Origin of the sequence: Corynebacterium timonense, assembly GCF_900105305.1 — a bacterium.
Taxonomy (GTDB): Bacteria; Actinomycetota; Actinomycetes; order Mycobacteriales; family Mycobacteriaceae; genus Corynebacterium; species Corynebacterium timonense.
Genome location: NZ_LT629765.1, coordinates 1,224,446 through 1,241,586, shown reverse-complemented (window position 1 = coordinate 1,241,586; position 17,141 = coordinate 1,224,446). Strand labels below are relative to the sequence as shown.

Below are 17,141 nucleotides of genomic sequence, written 5' to 3'. Positions count from 1 at the left end.
TTTAGACGGGGCGGGTGGTCTGGTGGTTCCCTGGGGTGTCGCCGCGTCGCACAGCCTCGAGCGCCTCGTCGAAGGTGGCCTCCGGGTGCCGGGAGGCGTGCTCGGTGACGGCGACCGCGGCGTCGAACTCCGCGTCGACCTCAGCGGCGGGCTGGGTGAGCAGGGAGACCGCGACCATGATGGCGGTGGCGACAAGGACGCCGGGCACGATCTCGTAGATGATGTCGGACAGGTAGGTTGACGAGCCCCAGATGAAGACCGTGAGCGCGCCGACGACCATGCCGGCGAGTGCGCCGGGGGCGGTGAGGCGCCGCCAGTAGAGCGCCGCGACGACGACGGGCCCGAAGGCCGCGCCGAAACCGGCCCACGCGAAGCCGACGAGCCCGAGGATGGTGTCGGAGGGGTTGACGGCGAGCACCATGGCGATTACCGCGACGGCGACGACCATGACGCGCGAGAGCACAAGGAGGGCCGTGGAGGAGGGATCTTTCTTCGAGACTGCCCGGTAGAGGTCCTCGATAAGCGCGGACGAGGCGATGAGCAGCTGCGAGGACATCGTGGACATGATGGCGGCGAGGACGGCGGTGAGGATGACCCCGGCGACGAAGGGGTGGAAGAGAATGCGCGCGAGGTCGAGGAAGATCGTCTCAAACCCAGCCTGATCGGTGACGCTGTGCGGGCTCTGGGCGAAGAACACCGTGGAGACGAGGGCGGTGAACACGGCGCCGATGTAGCAAACGAGCACCCAGAACGTGCCGGTGCGTCGCGCCGAGGCGGCCTGCGCGGGGGAGCGCAGCGCCATGAAGCGGGTGACGATGTGCGGCTGGCCCACGTAGCCAAGGCCCCACGCGAGGTTGCCGATGATGGTTGCGGCGGACACCCCGGCGATCATGGTGAAGTACGTGGGGTTGCCGTCCTCCCACGGCCCGTAGGAGTTCTCGGCGGCGAAGGAGAAGATCTGGGAGGGCTCGTCGAGGGAGACGAGCGCCATGACCGGGACGATGGCCAGCGCCAGGAACATCAGGGCGCCTTGCACCACGTCGGTGTAGGAGACGGCAAGGAATCCGCCGATGAAGGTGTAGAGGACCGTGATGGAGCCGACGATGAGCATGCCCGTCATGTAGTCGCCCTGGAAGGTCGACTCGAAGTAGCGCCCGCCGGAGACCATGCCGGAGGAGACGTAGAAGGTGAAGAAGAAGATGATGATGAGCGCTGCGGTGACGCGCAACAGCCGGGAGCGGTCGTGCGTGCGGTTTTCGAAGAAGGACGGCAGCGTGATCGAGTTGTTCGCCACCTCGGTGTAGGAGCGCAGCCGCGGTGCGACCCACTTCCAGTTGGCCCACGTGCCTACGAACAGGCCGATGACGATCCACAGCTCGCTCATGCCCGCGACGAAGAGGGCGCCGGGCAGGCCCATGAGCAGCCAACCGGACATGTCGGAGGCCCCGGCGGACAGCCCGGCGACGAAGGGGCTGAGTCCGCGGTCTGCGAGGACATAGTCGTCATATTTCTTCGTGCGCAGCCATGAGTAGAAGCCGATGGCCACCATGAGGCCGAAGTACAAAACGATGGCGAGCACGAGCCAGAAGCTGTCGGTCATGGGTCCTCCATGTGCGGGAAACTAATGAACTGAGACTAGTGCACAGGCGTCGCGCACACGCGCACAACCGGAGAAGTCACCTCGGCGTGGTATAAGGAACGTTATGCCTTCATTCCTCCTGCATGGTCTCTGGCTGGCTGAGTCCGGCCTCAACCTGTGGGTTGAACAGGTGGAAGGCCACAGGATTGTGCTGCCCTCGCAGGTCCCGTCCGGCACGTTTCCGCCCTCGGTCGAAGCCTTGCTTGGCGACGCCACATTTCACCACCGCGCCCGCATCCGCCTGCAAACGCCGCGCGGGCGCCACGTGGAGCTGCGGGTGCCCACCGCCGCCTACGCGCCGGAGGAGGCCGTCTCCCTGTTGGCGGCCCTGTCGTTTCTGGACGCGCGCAGCCCCGCCGCCTCCGCGGCCCAGCGCGAGGCGATCGCCCCGGACGTGTACTGGCTCGTGCGCGCCTACACGGGTGTGAGCCAGTTCGTGCGCGCCGGCCGGGTGAACATCCACGTGCCCTACCGCGACGGGCTGTGGTACGCGGAGTGGCAGCTGGGCACGGGCGTCGAGGAGCGCGGCTGGCTCGCCGAGATGGTCGCTGCGGCGCCGGGGGTGCTCACGGTGAACAACCCGAACCTCGGGGAGAACATCGCCCAGACGCTCGTGCATTGGGTGGCTACCGCCCACCTGCGCGAGGTGCAGGACGAGCAACGCCCCTACCCCTGGCACGATTTCGTCCGCTCGCTGCTGACCGCGGAGCCGCTGCGCCGTGGCGGCGGCCAGCTGTCGCAGCGGGTCAGCGAGTGGAACGGCTCGATCACCGCGGTCAACCTGCAGCTGGTGTTCATCGTGGAGCAGCCGGCGGACGCCGATAACCCGGCGGAGCTGCAGTGGCCGGTGCGCGTACAGGTGCGCGCCGGGTCGGACGCCCCGCGTCCGGTGCGCCTGGCGGACTATGACGCGCAGACGGTGCAGACGTTGCGCAAGGACTTTCAGCGTGCCGCCCAGGTGTCTGAGCTGCTCAACCCGGCCCTGCACCGGCGCCAGTCGTGGACCCCGTTGAGCGACCACGAGGGGGAGTGGGACGTCTTTCTCGACAGTGAGGAGATCGTCCGCTTCGTCACCGTCGATTCGGTCGTGCTGCGCGCCCGTAACTTCGCCGTCATGCTGCCGCGGGCGTGGTCGCAGGCGGAGACCACGGCGAAGCTGCACGTCAGCCGCGAGGAGAACGCGCACGACTCGTCGACGAGGACGGCCTTCGGCTTCGACACCTTGGTCAGCTACGACTGGCGCCTGTCCGTCGGCGGTGTCGACCTGACGGACGAGGAGATGCGCAGTCTGGTCGAGTCGAAGTCGGGGTTGGTGAAGCTCCGCGGCGAGTGGGTACTGGCGGACCGCGCGGCCGTGACCAAGACGAAGCGCTACATGGCCGCCCTCGCCGGTGACAAAGACGATGAGGACGACGCGGACGTGACCTCCGGCGTGGCCACAGCGGCCGAGCTGCGCGCGCTCGCGCTGGAGACGCTCGGGGATTCCCCGGTGGAGTTCACCGGATCGCCCTGGTTTACCTCCCTCATGGGTGGGACGGACCGCCCGGCGCCGGAGCGCGTTGCCATCCCGGGCGCCGTCAAAGCGCAGCTGCGCGAGTACCAGCGCCGCGGCGTGGACTGGCTGACCTTCATGTCGCGCAACAACCTGGGGGCCGTGCTCGCCGACGACATGGGTCTGGGCAAGACCCTGCAGCTGCTCACCCTCATCGCGGTCGAGCACGCCGAGGGCCGCGCGGCGGGGCCGACGCTCGTGGTCGCGCCGACCTCGGTGGTGGGCAACTGGGCGCGCGAGGCGCAGCGCTTCGTGCCGGACCTGCGCGTGGCGGTCCACCACGGCAGCGCCAGGCTCAAAGGGGAGCGGCTGGCGGAGAAGATCGCGGACACGGACGTGTTCATCACCTCCTACGGCGTCGCCTCCCGCGACGTCGAGGAGCTGGCGCGGGTGCAGTGGGACCACGTGGTGCTCGACGAGGCGCAGGCGATTAAGAATGCGGGCACTCGGGCGTCGAAAAGCGTGCGGGCGGTGCCCGCGAGGCACCGCATCGCGCTGACGGGCACGCCGATCGAGAACAAGCTGAGCGAGCTGCGCAACATCCTCGACTTCGTGAACCCGGGGCTGCTGGGCTCGCAGCAGTTCTTCCGTAACCACTTCGCGCGGGTGATCGAGACCCGCCGCAACGTCGAGCTCGCCGACGAGATGAGCGAGCGGCTGCGCAAGCTCACCTCGCCCTTCATCCTGCGGCGGCTGAAGACAGACCCAGCGATCATCGACGACCTGCCGGAGAAACAGGAAACCGTGCTCACGGTGGATATGACGGCCGAGCAGGCGGCGCTGTACACAGCGCTTGTCGACGACATGAAGGCCGCCCTGGAGCATCGCGAGGGCATGGCCCGCAAGGGCCTCGTGCTGGCCTCGATCACGCGCATCAAACAGATCTGCAACCACCCGGCCCACTACCTCGGAGACGGCTCGCCGGTAACGGCGAAGGGCAAGCACCGCTCGGGCAAGGTCGAGGCTCTCATGCAGCTCCTTGGCGAGGCCGTCGAGTCCGACCAGCGGGTGCTCATCTTTACCCAGTACAAGGCCTTCGGCGACATCTTGCAGCCTTACGTCTCGGCCCGGCTGGGAGAGATCGTGCCCTTCCTGCACGGCGGGGTGGGAAAGGCGGCGCGCGATACCATGGTGGAGCGCTTCCAGGCGCCCGACGGGCCGCGCGCGATGATCTTGTCGCTCAAGGCCGGCGGGACCGGACTGAACCTCACGGCCGCCTCGGTGGTCATCCACATGGACCGGTGGTGGAACCCGGCGGTGGAAAACCAGGCGACCGACCGCGCCTTCCGCATCGGGCAGGACAAAAACGTCTCGGTGTACAAGATGATCACGAAGGGCACGCTCGAGGAGTCCATCCAGGATGTTCTCGACGGAAAAATGCACTTGGCGGGGGCCGTTGTGGGCGAAGGCGAGGGCTGGATCACGGAGCTGGACACGGAGGATCTGACGAGGCTGATGAGCTACAGGGGGCGGGGCTAATGGCACGGCGGCCGAGCGAAGACAACGTCATCTACGCCAACTTTGGGGCGCGTCGGCGCGTGTCGGGCCCCGAGGAGGTGCGCGCCACCCCGGACGTTCCGCCGGGTGTGTCCCCCGTGGCGGCGCGGTTGCTCTTGGCCGCGCTGCGCGGCACGGACGAGGGGCGCGCCAAGCGGGGCCGGGCGTACGCGGCCGACGGCCGGGTCCTCGACGTGGAGGCCCGCGCCTCCGGCTTCGACGGGGTGGTCTCCGGCAGCCAGAACGAGCCCTTCACCGTCGCCGTGCAACTGCCGCGCCGCGGCCCGGAGGATATCCAGCGCGCGGTGGAGCTGCTCACTAGGGCGCCCGGCGCGGTGGACAAGGCGCGCCGGGGCGTTGTGAGTGGGGAGGTGCTCGAGCTCCTGCTCGCCGACGACGACGGCAGCATCCGGTTCTACTGCACGTGCCCCGACAACGCCGCCGTGTGCAAACACTCCGTGGCGGTCGCGTACAAGGCGGCCGAGCTGATCGACGCCGACGCTTCCGTCCTCTTCGCCCTGCGTGGACTGAGCCTGCCCATGATCGAGCAGACCGTGCGCAACCAAGCCGCGGCCGTGGCGCGGGAGAACTCGACCGAGGGCTCGGAATACTTCTGGGCGGGGCGCAGCCTGCCCGACCTGCCGCAGCCCAAGGTCGCGTCCATGGTGGACGAGTCGGACATCGACCTGTTGCACAAGGCCATGCAGACGGTGTCTTTTACCAACATCGACCAGATGCGCGCCGTGGCCGATATCGAAGACCTGTACGACGAGCTGACGCGACAGTAAACGTCGTGTCGGGGCGCCGTGCTATTGCTTGATGCATGGCTTCCACGACCTTCGTCCACACCTCTGACCTGCAGCTGGGCATGACCCGCGCGTTCTTGCCTCCCGAGGCCCAAGCGCGTTTTGACGCCTCGCGGCTCGCCGCCATCGCCCGCCTCGGCGAGATCGCCACGGAGCGCGGCGCCGAGTTCATCGTCGTCGCCGGCGACGTCTTCGAGCACAACGCCCTGGAAAAGCAGACGCGCGGGCGGGCCTTCGAGGCGCTCAAGGCCCTGCCCGTCCCCGTGTACCTGCTGCCCGGCAACCACGACCCGCTGGTGGCGGACTCGATGTTTAGCACAACCCGCGAACTCGACAACGTGCGCGTCCTCGACTCGTTCGAACCTGTCGAGGTACGCGGAGGCGTCGAGATCGTCGGCGCGCCCCTGATGGCCAAGCACGCCTCGGAGGACCTGGTGGCCAAGGCTCTGCGCCCGCTGGGCCCGACTGACGCGCTGCGCATCGCCGTCGGCCACGGGCAGGTCGAGGCGCGCACGAGCGAGGCGGGCGCCGACCTGATCGACCTCGCCGCCGTGGAGGCCAAGCTGGCGGACGGCACCATCGACTACCTGGCCCTCGGGGACACGCATTCCACCCGCTCGCTGGGCACGAGTGGGCGGGTGTGGTTCTCGGGCGCGCCGGAGACCACGGACTTCCACGACCACGCCCCCGGGGCCACCGGCGGGGAGACAGACTCCGGCAACGCGCTGGTGGTCACGGTGACCAAGGGCAACGCTGAGGTCGAGACGGTGCGCGTGGGGGAGTGGACCTTCGATGCGCTGCACTGGGAGGTGACGGACGACGGCGACGTTTCTGCGCTGCTTGACCAGCTCGCTGCCTACCCCGACAAGGCCCGCACGGTGGTCAAGTACTCGATCGTGGGCACCCTGGGGCTGGAAGCGACGCGGGCGCTGGAGCAGGGAATTGGCGAGCTCGAGCCCGTCTTCGCAGCGCTCTACGAGCGCACGCGCCTCATGGACCTCCACCTTGAGCCCGGCCCCGACGAGCTGGCCAACCTCCCCGTGAGCGGCTTCGCCCACGCCGCGATGGAGGAGCTCATCGAGCTGTCCGCCGACGACCCCACCGCGCGCGACGCGGTCAACCTGCTGTTTCGCCTGTCCACGGAGGCCTAATCCATGCGTATCCACGACCTGATCATTGACAACGTCCGCGCCGTCGAGCACCTCGAGCTGCGCGACCTGCCCGACACCGGCGTGATCCTCATCCACGGCGACAACGAGTCCGGCAAGTCGACCATCCTTGACGCCCTGGATGCGGTGCTCACGGAGCGCTACAGCGCCAAGAAGAACAGCATCAGGGCCCTCCAGCCCGTGGGGCGCGACGTCGGCCCCGAGGTGCGTCTCACCGCCACCGTCGGCCCCTACACCTTCACCGCCCGCAAGCGCTTTCTCAAGAGCGCTGAGTCCGAGCTGACCATCACAGCACCGAAGTCGGAGCAGCTCAGCGGACGGGCGGCCGACGACAAGCTCGAGGCGATAGTGGCAGAGCACCTCGACGGCGACCTCGCCGACATTCTGTTTGTGCGCCAGGGCGATACCGACCCGGGCATCAGCGCGGCCGGCATCCCCTCGGTGACTCGGGCCCTCGACGCCGGCGGCGAGGACACCCTCGCCGGCACCGAAGACACGGCGCTCATGGGGCGCATCACCGACGAATACGCGCGGTACTTCACGCCCCAAGGCAAAAAGAAGAGCACGTACACCGAGTTAGAGAAGGCGGTCGAGGACGCTCAGGCCGAGCTGGCGGCGCGGCGCGCCGCGGTGGATGAGCTCTCAGGCGCCGTCGACGAGGTGGGGCGGCTCACCGCAGAGGTCACGGAGATCGACGCGGAGCTGCCCGAGGCGGTTGCGGAGAGTGCCCAGCGCGAGAAAGAAGAGGCCGCCGCCAAACAGGCCGAGGCCAAGGCGACCGAGGCGCGTGAGCGCCGAGAGCGTGCCGACGTCGACCTCGAGCGCGCGGCCGCCGACCTCGAGGCGCGCCGGGAGGCCAGGCAGCAGCTGGAAACGCTGCGCAGCGAGGCCGCCGAGCTCGACAAGCTGCTGGGGCCCGCCGCGCAGAAAGCGACGGACGAGGAAGAGACCATCGCTCGCCTCACAAAGGAGCGCGATGAGGCCCGCGCCCGACTCGCCGAGGCGCGAGAGAAAGCGCAGGAGGCGCGGCGCGCCAGCGAGCGAGCCCGCCGGCAACGCCGCCGACGGGAGCTGACGGAACTCGCAGACACGCTCGACGCCGTCGACGCCCAGCTCACGGAGCTGCTGCAGAAAACGCCCGAGCGCCCTGTCACCGACGCCGACGTGCGCGAGATCGACAAGGCTGCGAGCGAGGCGGCGGTGCAGCGCCGGCTTGCCGACGCCGCCTCCGCGAAGCTCGAGGTCACAGCTTCCGCTGCTGCTTCCCTCCGCGTCGACGGCCGCGCCGTCGACCTCGACGAGGGCACCGGCGACGAGATCCGCCTGGCCGACGGCACGACGGTGGAGATCGGCGACATCACTGCCGTCTACCGAGCTGGCGCCGGCGCCGCCGGGTCCACCGCGGCGCTGGACGAAGCAGAACGCGCGCTGGCCGAGGCGCTGGCGGCCGTCGGGTGCGCCGACGTCGACGAGGCGCGCGTGGCCCGCGACGAGCACGCCACGCTCGCGGCGGCCGTCGAGGCGGCCCGCGAACGACGGGCGCAGCTGACGGAGGGGCGCGATGCCGACGAGCTTCGCGCGGAGCTGGCGCGGCTGCAGGAGGACGAGGACAAGGACGGCGATTCTGACGAGCAGCTCGACGACGACGAGGCCGATGCCGCTTACCGGGCGGCGGGCGACGCCGTCGACGCCGCCGCGGAGGAGGCCGCTCAGGCAGAGGCGGCGCTGGTGCCGTGGGAGGGCAAGACCGCCGCCGCCGAAGCCACCACGCTGCGCACGAAAAAAGACCTCAAGGAGGAGGAGATTGCTCGGCAGGAGAGCGTGCTTGAGGCGGCGGAACACGCGACCCCGCTGAGCGCACTGCTCACGGCCCACGGGGAGGCCACCGAGCGTGCCGCCGCGCTGAGGGCTGAGGAGGAAAAGCTCGCCCAGGAGGTCGCCGCACTGGACCCGGCCTTGGCTGCGCAGCTGCACGCGGGGGCGCGGGCGCGGGTAGACAACCTGAAGCAGCGCCGCGCCGAGGCCCAGGAGCGCATTGCCAGGCTGAGCAGCCACATCGACGTAGCCACGGGCGCCGCGGAGCAGGCGGACCGCGCGGAGGCCGCGCTCGAGGCGGCCGAACAGAAGCTGGCGCGCAGCCGGCGCCGCGCCGAGGCCGTGGAGCTGCTGTGGCACACGATGCGCGCGCACCGGGACGCGGCCCGCGCCCGCTATGCCCAGCCCTTCGCGCAGGCCCTCAACCGCTACGCCGCGGTCATCTTCGGCCCCGATGTCGAGTTCACCCTCGGCGAGGACTTGGGTGTGGAGGCCCGTACGGTGGGTGAAACCACGGTCCCGCTCGACCAGCTCTCGGGAGGGGCGAAGGAGCAGATGGCGCTGCTGACGCGCTTCGCTGTCGCCGACCTCGCCGGAAACGGGGAGAACGGGGCCGTCCCGGTGCCGGTGGTCATCGACGACGCGCTCGGCGCCACGGACCCCGACCGGCTCGCCCGGATGAACACCTTGTTCGACACTGTCGGCCGCGACGCCCAGGTTGTCGTGCTCACGTGTTTCCCGCGGCGCTTCGACAGGGTGGTGCCGGCAGTGCGGGCGTCGATCAGCGAGCTGAAGAACCAGCATACGATCACGGGGGTACCGGAAAGATAAGAATAATTCAAAAGTTACCGTGAGCCGTAGTATGGTGCGAACCATGATGGCAACATCGCGGTGGCTCACCGAAGAGGAACAAGAGCTGTGGATGAAACTGGTCGTTGCACAGCGGAAGGTCACTAGGATTATCGAGGAAAATCTGCAAAAGGTAGCGGACCTCTCGGTGCCCGAGCTGTCGGTATTAGGGGTGTTGAGTGACGCCGAGGGCAACCGCCTCCGGCTGCGTGACCTGTGCGTTGCGTTGGGGTGGGACCGTTCGCGCACGTCCCACCAGGTCACGCGCATGCAGCGACGCGGCCTGGTGGCCAAGGGAAAGTGCTCGAGCGACGCCCGCGGTGTCTTTGTCAGGTCACGTCCTGGGTGGTGGTGTATCTGGTTTCGAATTGTGGTGATGTTTGGGGGTTTGTTGTCAGGGCCCGGCTCGGGGTTGGGCCGGCCAACTGCTAGCATCTGCCGTGAGTTGAGTCGCGGCCAATGTCCTGCTCCTGGACTCCGACTCCGAGTGGTTCGACAAGGAGCCGGCCGAGCCGAAGCGCCACACCACCCGCTACACCCACGACCGCGCTTAGAGCGCGAACACCCTGGCCGGCACGTTCCCGAACGCGCCATCCGTGGCCTCGTAAACCCGCTAGACCGCAGGGCTTCATCGAGCGAAGACCCTTCGGTCCAGAAGCCATGCCCGAAAACTTGTAAAGCCCCGGAATTGGTCGCCGAAGACCAGCGCCGGAGCTTGTTTTCTTGGGGCAGCAGCCAGTTTCAGTGCAAAATGAGAGCCGGAACCTCATTTCGAGGTCCCGGCTCTCGCACCGCTGGGGTTCTCTGAACACTTTCAAAAAGTTTTCCGAAATCCCCATGGGGCTTTTATGAAACTTCCTGACCAGTTGGTGTGGGCTGAGGATTAGGACCGTGTGGCTTGAGTGGCTGCGGTTGTGTTTTCTTTCCTCCATTGCACCGCTACCCGGAACTTGACTAGTTCAGTGCTCGCTGTACAGTTCAGTGCATGCTGACTTTTGCTTCGCGCCTCGACGTGATGAACCGCCTGGGTCGTGCACTGGCCGACCCCACTCGATCCCGGATCATCTTGACCCTGCTCGACCATCCCGCTTACCCGGCGGAACTGTCCCGAGATCTGGACCTGACACGCCCGAACGTGTCCAACCACCTGACATGCTTGCGCGATTGTGGGATCGTCGTCTCCGAGCCCGAGGGGCGTCGGACGCGATACGAGATCGCCGATCCGCACCTGGCGCAGGCGCTGACTACATTGATCGATGTCACCTTGGCAGTAGACGAAGACGCCCCGTGCATCGATCCCGCCTGCTCGCTTCCCGGGTGCTACGTAGCTGGGAAGGACGCATGATTCTCACCTCGGTCTTGCAGGCGATAGGCCTGTTCGCAGCTACCAACATCGACGACATCATCGTGCTCTCCCTCTTCTTCGCGCGAGGGGCAGGCCAGCGCGGCACTACCGCCCGCATTCTGGCCGGCCAGTACCTCGGATTCGCGGGCATCCTCGGTGCCGCGGTTCTGGTGACCATCGGCGCCGGAGCATTCCTGCCCTCGACAGCCATCCCGTACTTCGGTCTCATCCCTCTGGGCCTCGGCCTCTGGGCCGCATGGCAGGCCTGGCGCGGAGACGATGACGACGATGACGACGAGGCCAAGGTTGCCGACAAGAAGGTCGGCGTGGGGACAGTCGCAGGCGTCACCTTTGCCAACGGTGGCGACAACATCGGCGTCTACACCCCTGTATTCCTCAGCGTGGAACCTCTCGCAGTAGTCGCCTACTGCGTTATCTTCCTCGCGCTCGTTGCGGTCCTGGTGGCCCTGGCAAAGTTCGTCGCCACCCGCCCCCCGATCGCGGAAATGCTCGAACGCTGGGAGAGCATCCTCTTTCCCATCGTTCTCATCGGCCTCGGCATCGTGATCCTCGTCAGCGGCGGAGCCTTCGGGCTCTGACGTAGCAGCAGCGTTCCAAACGGCCCCGACCGGGCGCACCCCTCTCGGTTCGGTTGTGTCCGTTAGCGTGGTGTATCTGTGACTGTCGGTGAGGGGCCTCATGAACGTGTGAGGCGGCCACCGCAGTACCTTTCGAATCAATTCCAACATCTCCTCGAAAGGAACCAACGCGAGTGGGCGCTGGTGTTGCGCGGTCGTATCTAGTAACACCGTGGTGAGTATCGAGTAACGCATTGGTGAGTATCCAGTAACAGTTCGGGGGAGGATTCTGGTGACCGCGTGACTTCAGGGCACGCGGCGTTACCAGAGGAGTCTGATTGTGACTGACTACCGGGCGGTAATGGATCAAGTGTTGAAAGGCTGGTCTGTCCGCCAAATCTGTTCGAGTTCGCGGTGCTCGCACACCACCGTGCAAAAGGCTCGCGATTCGCTGGTGGAACACAACATCACAACCCGTGAGCAACTTCGTGGGGTTGCGGATCATGAGCTGGCGGGCTGGTTCGTCGACGGGCGCAGCCATGCTCAGGGGGATTTCGTCCCGATCGATTTCGACGCTGTCGCCAAAGCGCGCATCGGGCGCAACAAGGTGACCTTGCAGGTGCTGTGGGGCCGCTACACCGCACAGCCTGGGGGCACAGGCCAGCGGTACTACAGCTACGAGCGGTTTCGTCAACTTGTGGCTCAACACGTTGATGCAGCCGGGCTGAGCGCCAGGATCACCCATGCCCCGGGCCATACGATGCAGGTGGACTGGGCAGGCACGAAGATGCGGTTGTTTGACCCCACCGGCGGACAAGGCTCGAAGGTCAGCATCTTTGTCGCCTCGCTGCCGTATTCGGGCATGGTGTTCGCCTGCGCGTGCGCTAATGAGCGCCAGGACGCGTGGCTTGCAGCCCATATCCGCGCGTTCGAGTACTTCGGCGGGGTTGCCGAGGTCATCGTGCCGGATAATGCCTCGACGGCTTCGAATGCGATTAGTGTCGCGGACAGGAATCGCCGGGTCAACTCCACCTACGAGGAGTTTTTGGAGCACTACAACACCGCCGCGTTGCCGGCTCGGGCGAAACGTCCCAAGGATAAGGCCAGCGTTGAAGCTGCAGTCAAGATTGTCACCCAGAACGTTGTCCACGCACTCGATGGTCATCAGTGCGCCGGAATAGACGAGCTCAACGCAAAAATTATCGTCCTGGTCGATGGGATCAACGCTGCCGAACCGTTTCGCGGCAATGCGACGAGCAGGCGCGCATTGTTTGCTCAGTTCGAATGCGACGTGCTCACCGCGCTGCCTGAAACACCGTGGCAGCGTACCGAATGGAAACGCGCCAAAGTCGCGCCCAATTTCCACATCAGAGTGCACAACGTGCATTACTCGGTGCCGCACCAGCTGGTGGGCCGCACCGTGGATGTGCGTATCACCGGTGACAGTCTCGCCGTCTTCGACGCCGGGCAGCGTGTGGCCACCCACCAACTCGCACGTGCCCGCGGGGTGTATGTCACCGACACCGACCACATCCCGGCGAACATGGGTGAGACCCGTGGGTTGTGGACAAGCGAGTACTTCCTGCGCGAAGCCGCCAAAATCGGGCCGGCCACCCGCCAGGTGATTGCCGAGCTCATCGAAGCCAAAGCGATCCCTGCCCAGGCGTACCAAGCGTGCCGCAACGTGCTCAACATGGGCAAACACACCAACAAGCCAATCCTCGAAGAAGCCTGCAGACGGTTGGTGTCCACCGACGGCGCCAGGCGTGCTGTGTCGTATACCGCGGTGAAAAACATGATGTCCGCCGTGCGCAAAGACACCTCCACACGGCCTACAGGCACTGACCTTTCAACCGATCTGCCAACAAGCAGACCCACCCAAGACGTACCTGCGCCGACAGCGCGTGACACACGCGGCGCCTACCTCGGTGGTGCTGCCCAGTTCAGCCTCGAAAACCTCACCAAGAAGGGATCTGCATAACCCATGCCCCACCCACAACCAGCATCAGCATCTGCCCGCTTCCTCGACGAATCAGTCCTGCCGGTCTTTACCGACCTGCGCATGACCGCCTTCGGACAAAGCGTCACTAACAGACATCGCCGCCGATCCCGCATTCGACGACTGGAGCGGACCTGACCCCCTGTTGGTGGACATAGGCTAGCCCCGGTTGATAGCCGGAGGAAGGTAGTCTCAGTCCATGCCTCGTAAGTCCTACTCTGAGGAGTTCAAGCGCGACGCGGTCGCGATGTATGAAGACACAGACGGTGTGTCTCTTAACTCGGTTGCTCATGATCTCGGTGTTAACCGTGGCAGTCTCGCTGCCTGGGTCAAGCGCTATGGCACGGGCAAAAAGCCCGCGCGATTGATGCCGCAGCTCGAGCCCGAAAAGCATCGGATTCAGAGCGGATCCGACAACTCGAGAAGCACAACCGGCTTCTTCAACAACAGCGAGATATCCTTCGCACCGCGGCGCAGTATTTGGCGAAAGAGATGGGCTTGTGATCCGCTTCACGTTCATCTGGGACCATCGCACCGAGTTTTCGCTCACACGGATGTGCGACGTGCTGAAGGTGCAGCGATCTTCCTATGACAAGTGGAAAAACACGCAGGCCGCGCGCCGTCAAAAGGTTGTTGACGATGCTGTTCTTGGTGCTCGTATCCGCACTGTGTTCACCGACGAACACGGACTCTACGGAGCCAAACGCATCGCCGCGGTGTTGAACGATCCTGATTCGGAGGGCGCATGCGGTGGTCAATCACAAACGCGTTGCACGCATCATGAAGGCCATGGGCATCCAGGGGTTTGACGAAGAAACGCCGCGTGCGCACCACCGTGGCAGATGCTGGCCGCAGTGTCTTTTTCGGATCTTGTTCGCAGGCAGTTTCATGCCCCGGCGCCGAACCGCGTGCTCGTCGGCGACATTACCTACCTGCCGGTATCCGGTGGCGGCAATATGTATCTTGCCACCGTGATCGATTGTTATTCCCGCAGGCTGGTGGGATTTTCTATTGCTTGCCACATGCGCGTCGATCTGGTTATCGATGCGCTGGACTCAGCGCGGCGCGCCCGGGGCAGTCTGAAAGGAGCGATTTTTCATTCAGATCACGGCAGTGTCTATACCTCGAAGGCATTTCGCTCACGATGCACGATGCTAGGGGTGACCCAATCGATGGGGGCGGTGGGAACCAGCGCAGACAACGCGCTGGCGGAGTCGTTCAACGCGACATTGAAACGCGAGGTGCTGCACAACCGGAAATGCTTCGACTCGATGCTGCACGCCAGACGGGACGTCTTCGCCTGGTGTGTGCGCTACAACCAGAAACGCAGACACTCATGGTGCGATTATCTCTCGCCCATCGAGTACGAAAACCGCACCTGCGGTAAACTCACCCTGACCGCATAAGTTCAATTCCCTGTGTCCACTTTCCAGGGGTCGGGCCCAGCTTCTCCGACAAAGTGCTCTACGCACTCGACAAAGAGGTAGCGGCCAAGCGTGAGAGGCGAGTCAACAAACTGCTCAAAGCATCCCGATCGCCAAATCCCGATGCTTGTATCGAAGACATCACTTACACGCCCGGCCGCACCATCAACAAAGAGCAAATCACCCGACTCGCTTACTGCCGATGGTGCCAAAGCGCACAAAACATTGTCATCCTGGGCAAATCCTCCGTCGGCAAGACCTACCTCGCCCAAGCACTGCTCACCGCGGCGTGCCGAAACGACTACTCCGCACGCTTCTTCCGCACCGACACACTCTCCAACCACCTCGCCGTGCTCAAACACGACGACCCAGCCCGCATCACATTCCTCGAAGACCTCCACCACACAGACGTGTTAGTCCTCGACGACTTCCTGACCACCCCAATCGATGCCGCTACCGCACACCAACTGCTCAACATCCTCGCAGAGCGCGAACCCCGCGGATCCACCATCGTGACATCCCAGTTCACACCCGACGAGTGGTACAAATCCATCCCGGATGCCGTCATCGCCGAATCCATCCTCAACCGACTCGTCGCCGGCGCCGAAATCATCACACTCGAAGGCACCAACATGCGACTGGCCTAATAACCCCACCAAAACCCCAAAACGCCCGGGTGTTACTCGATACTCACCCGGGCGTTACTCGATACTCACCACACCGTTACTAAACACGTGGTCCTAACACGCTGGACCCAATCATATCGACCCGACCGCCTACCTTGATGAGCTGCTCGCCCACACATCCCCGGATCTGATGCGTCAGATGCTGCAGGATGTCATCAACCAGATCCTTATCCACCCAGGCAGACAGCATCTGCGGGGCCGACTACGCCACAGTCAGCGACACCCGCACCAACCACCGAAACGGCTACCGCCACCGCGACCTGGACCTTCGTGTGGGCACCACCTGCGTGAAAAATCCCGAAACTTCGCCGCGGATCATTCTTCCCCGACTGGTTGCCCCGGTTGCGTCCGCTAGCGTGGTGTACCTGTGACTGTCGGTGAGGGACCTCATGAACGTGTGAGGCGGCCACCGCAGTACCTTTCGAATCAATTCCAACATCTCCTCGAAAGGAACCAACGCGATGACCGCTGGACCCAATCATATCGACCCGACCGCCTACCTTGATGAGCTGCTCGCCCAAGCATCCCCGGATCTGATGCGTCAGATGCTGCAGGACTTCATCAACCAGATCCTCTCCACCCAAGCAGACAGCATCTGCGGGGCCGACTACGCCACAGTCAGCGACACCCGCACCAACCACCGAAACGGCTACCGCCACCGCGACCTGGACACACGCGTGGGCACCATCGACGTGAGAATCCCGAAACTTCGCCACGGATCATTCTTCCCCGACTGGTTGTTGGAGCGCCGCTCACGAGCAGAACGCGCCCTGGCCACCGTCGTAGCCACCTGCTACCTCAAGGGGGTCTCCACCCGCCGCATGAACGACCTTGTCGCCACCCTCGGGATCACCAACCTGTCGAAGTCACAGGTGTCTACCATGGCCAAAGAACTCGACGTGATGGTCGAAGACTTCCGCACCCGCCCGTTGGACACCGGCCCCTACCTCTATGTTTCCTGCGACGCGCTGACGATGAAGGTGCGTGAAGGCGGGCGCGTCGTCAAAACCAGCGTGCTGCTGGCCACCGGGGTTAACGCCGACGGGTACCGGGAGTTGCTTGGTATGCAGGTCGCCACCGCCGAATCGGCCGCGTCGTGGACCGGGTTCTTCCGCGACCTGAAAGCCCGGGGCCTGGATCAGGTGTACCTGGTCACCAGCGACGCCCACCTAGGCATCCAAGCCGCTGTGGGTGACTGCCTACCCAACGCATCCTGGCAGCGGTGCCGCACCCATTTCGCGAAGAATCTGTCATCGATGGTGCCGAAAACCCAGTGGCCGACATTGTCGGCGATGTTTCACACGATCTTCCAACAACCCGACGCCCAGGCCGTGTGGGACCAGGCCCGAGACGTCATTGAGTTTTGCCAGCAGAAGTTCCCCCATGTGGCGGATTACCTGGAGGAATCCTTGGACGACCTGCTGGCGTTTACGAACGCGCCGAAAGCGGTGTGGACGAAGGTGTGGTCAAACAACCCCACTGAAAGGCTCAACCGGGAGATCAGACGTCGCACCGACGTCGTGGGGATCTTCCCCAACCGCGACGCCGTCGTGCGTCTGGTCGGGGCGGTACTCGCCGAGCAACACGATGATTGGATCCAGCAGAAACGCTACATGTCGCTAACCAGCCTGGAACAGACCAAGACGATGATGACAGCCACCGTCATTGATGCCGGCGAATCCACTCAGGAGGTTGCATGAGCCCACGCCAGCACCGAGCTCGTGACGGCCCCTGACACCGTCATCCTGCTTGTTCATATCGGAAGGCAGATACACCACCACC

Annotated in this window: 11 protein-coding genes and 2 pseudogenes; 12 read left to right on the top strand and 1 reads right to left on the bottom strand. The window is 65.1% G+C overall.

Annotated features, from left to right (window positions below):
• Position 1: 1 nt before the first annotated feature.
• Positions 2-1,600 carry a sodium/proline symporter PutP gene (gene putP / locus BLT81_RS05870; protein ID WP_019194033.1) on the bottom strand — a complete coding sequence of 533 codons (1,599 nt, stop codon included), beginning with the start codon at positions 1,598-1,600 and terminating at the stop codon, positions 2-4.
• Between the two features lie 103 nt (positions 1,601-1,703).
• Between putP and BLT81_RS05865 the strand changes: the two genes are divergently transcribed.
• From BLT81_RS05865 to BLT81_RS05815, 12 genes and pseudogenes are all read left to right on the top strand, one after another.
• Positions 1,704-4,670: a DEAD/DEAH box helicase gene (locus BLT81_RS05865; protein WP_019194032.1), complete on the top strand. Its 2,967-nt coding sequence runs from the start codon at positions 1,704-1,706 to the stop codon at positions 4,668-4,670.
• Positions 4,670-5,476 carry an SWIM zinc finger family protein gene (locus BLT81_RS05860; protein WP_019194031.1) on the top strand — a complete coding sequence of 269 codons (807 nt, stop codon included), beginning with the start codon at positions 4,670-4,672 and terminating at the stop codon, positions 5,474-5,476. Before BLT81_RS05865 ends, BLT81_RS05860 begins: the two co-directional genes overlap by 1 nt.
• A gap of 35 nt (positions 5,477-5,511) precedes the next feature.
• Complete coding sequence (locus BLT81_RS05855; protein WP_019194030.1) at positions 5,512-6,645, top strand: metallophosphoesterase family protein; 1,134 nt, start codon at positions 5,512-5,514, stop codon at positions 6,643-6,645.
• 3 nt (positions 6,646-6,648) lie between these two features.
• On the top strand, positions 6,649-9,309 hold the full coding sequence (locus tag BLT81_RS05850) for an AAA family ATPase (RefSeq protein WP_019194029.1): 2,661 nt from the start codon (positions 6,649-6,651) through the stop codon (positions 9,307-9,309).
• A gap of 31 nt (positions 9,310-9,340) precedes the next feature.
• The gene (locus BLT81_RS13345) at positions 9,341-10,135 is read left to right on the top strand and encodes a MarR family winged helix-turn-helix transcriptional regulator (RefSeq protein WP_407918954.1); all 795 of its coding nucleotides are present in this window, start codon (positions 9,341-9,343) and stop codon (positions 10,133-10,135) included.
• Positions 10,136-10,312: 177 nt separating this feature from the next.
• Positions 10,313-10,672 carry a Cd(II)/Pb(II)-sensing metalloregulatory transcriptional regulator CmtR gene (cmtR, locus tag BLT81_RS05840; RefSeq protein WP_019194028.1) on the top strand — a complete coding sequence of 120 codons (360 nt, stop codon included), beginning with the start codon at positions 10,313-10,315 and terminating at the stop codon, positions 10,670-10,672.
• Complete coding sequence (locus tag BLT81_RS05835) at positions 10,669-11,271, top strand: cadmium resistance transporter (protein WP_019194027.1); 603 nt, start codon at positions 10,669-10,671, stop codon at positions 11,269-11,271. Before cmtR ends, BLT81_RS05835 begins: the two co-directional genes overlap by 4 nt.
• A 319-nt stretch (positions 11,272-11,590) precedes the next feature.
• On the top strand, positions 11,591-13,231 hold the full coding sequence (gene istA, locus BLT81_RS05830) for an IS21 family transposase (RefSeq protein ID WP_083337253.1): 1,641 nt from the start codon (positions 11,591-11,593) through the stop codon (positions 13,229-13,231).
• Positions 13,232-13,448: 217 nt separating this feature from the next.
• A pseudogene (locus BLT81_RS05825) lies at positions 13,449-14,655 on the top strand (IS3 family transposase).
• Positions 14,652-15,320, top strand: coding sequence for an ATP-binding protein (locus tag BLT81_RS05820; RefSeq protein ID WP_083337252.1), 669 nt, complete (start codon positions 14,652-14,654; stop codon positions 15,318-15,320). The pseudogene BLT81_RS05825 and the gene BLT81_RS05820 overlap by 4 nt, the downstream one beginning before the upstream one ends.
• Positions 15,321-15,489: 169 nt before the next feature.
• Positions 15,490-15,716, top strand: a pseudogene (locus BLT81_RS12635) (transposase); the annotation flags it as partial.
• 104 nt (positions 15,717-15,820) lie between these two features.
• Positions 15,821-17,059 (top strand): IS256 family transposase, encoded by a 1,239-nt coding sequence (locus BLT81_RS05815; protein ID WP_083337246.1) that lies wholly within the window; start codon positions 15,821-15,823, stop codon positions 17,057-17,059.
• The last annotated feature ends 82 nt before the right edge of the window (positions 17,060-17,141 follow it).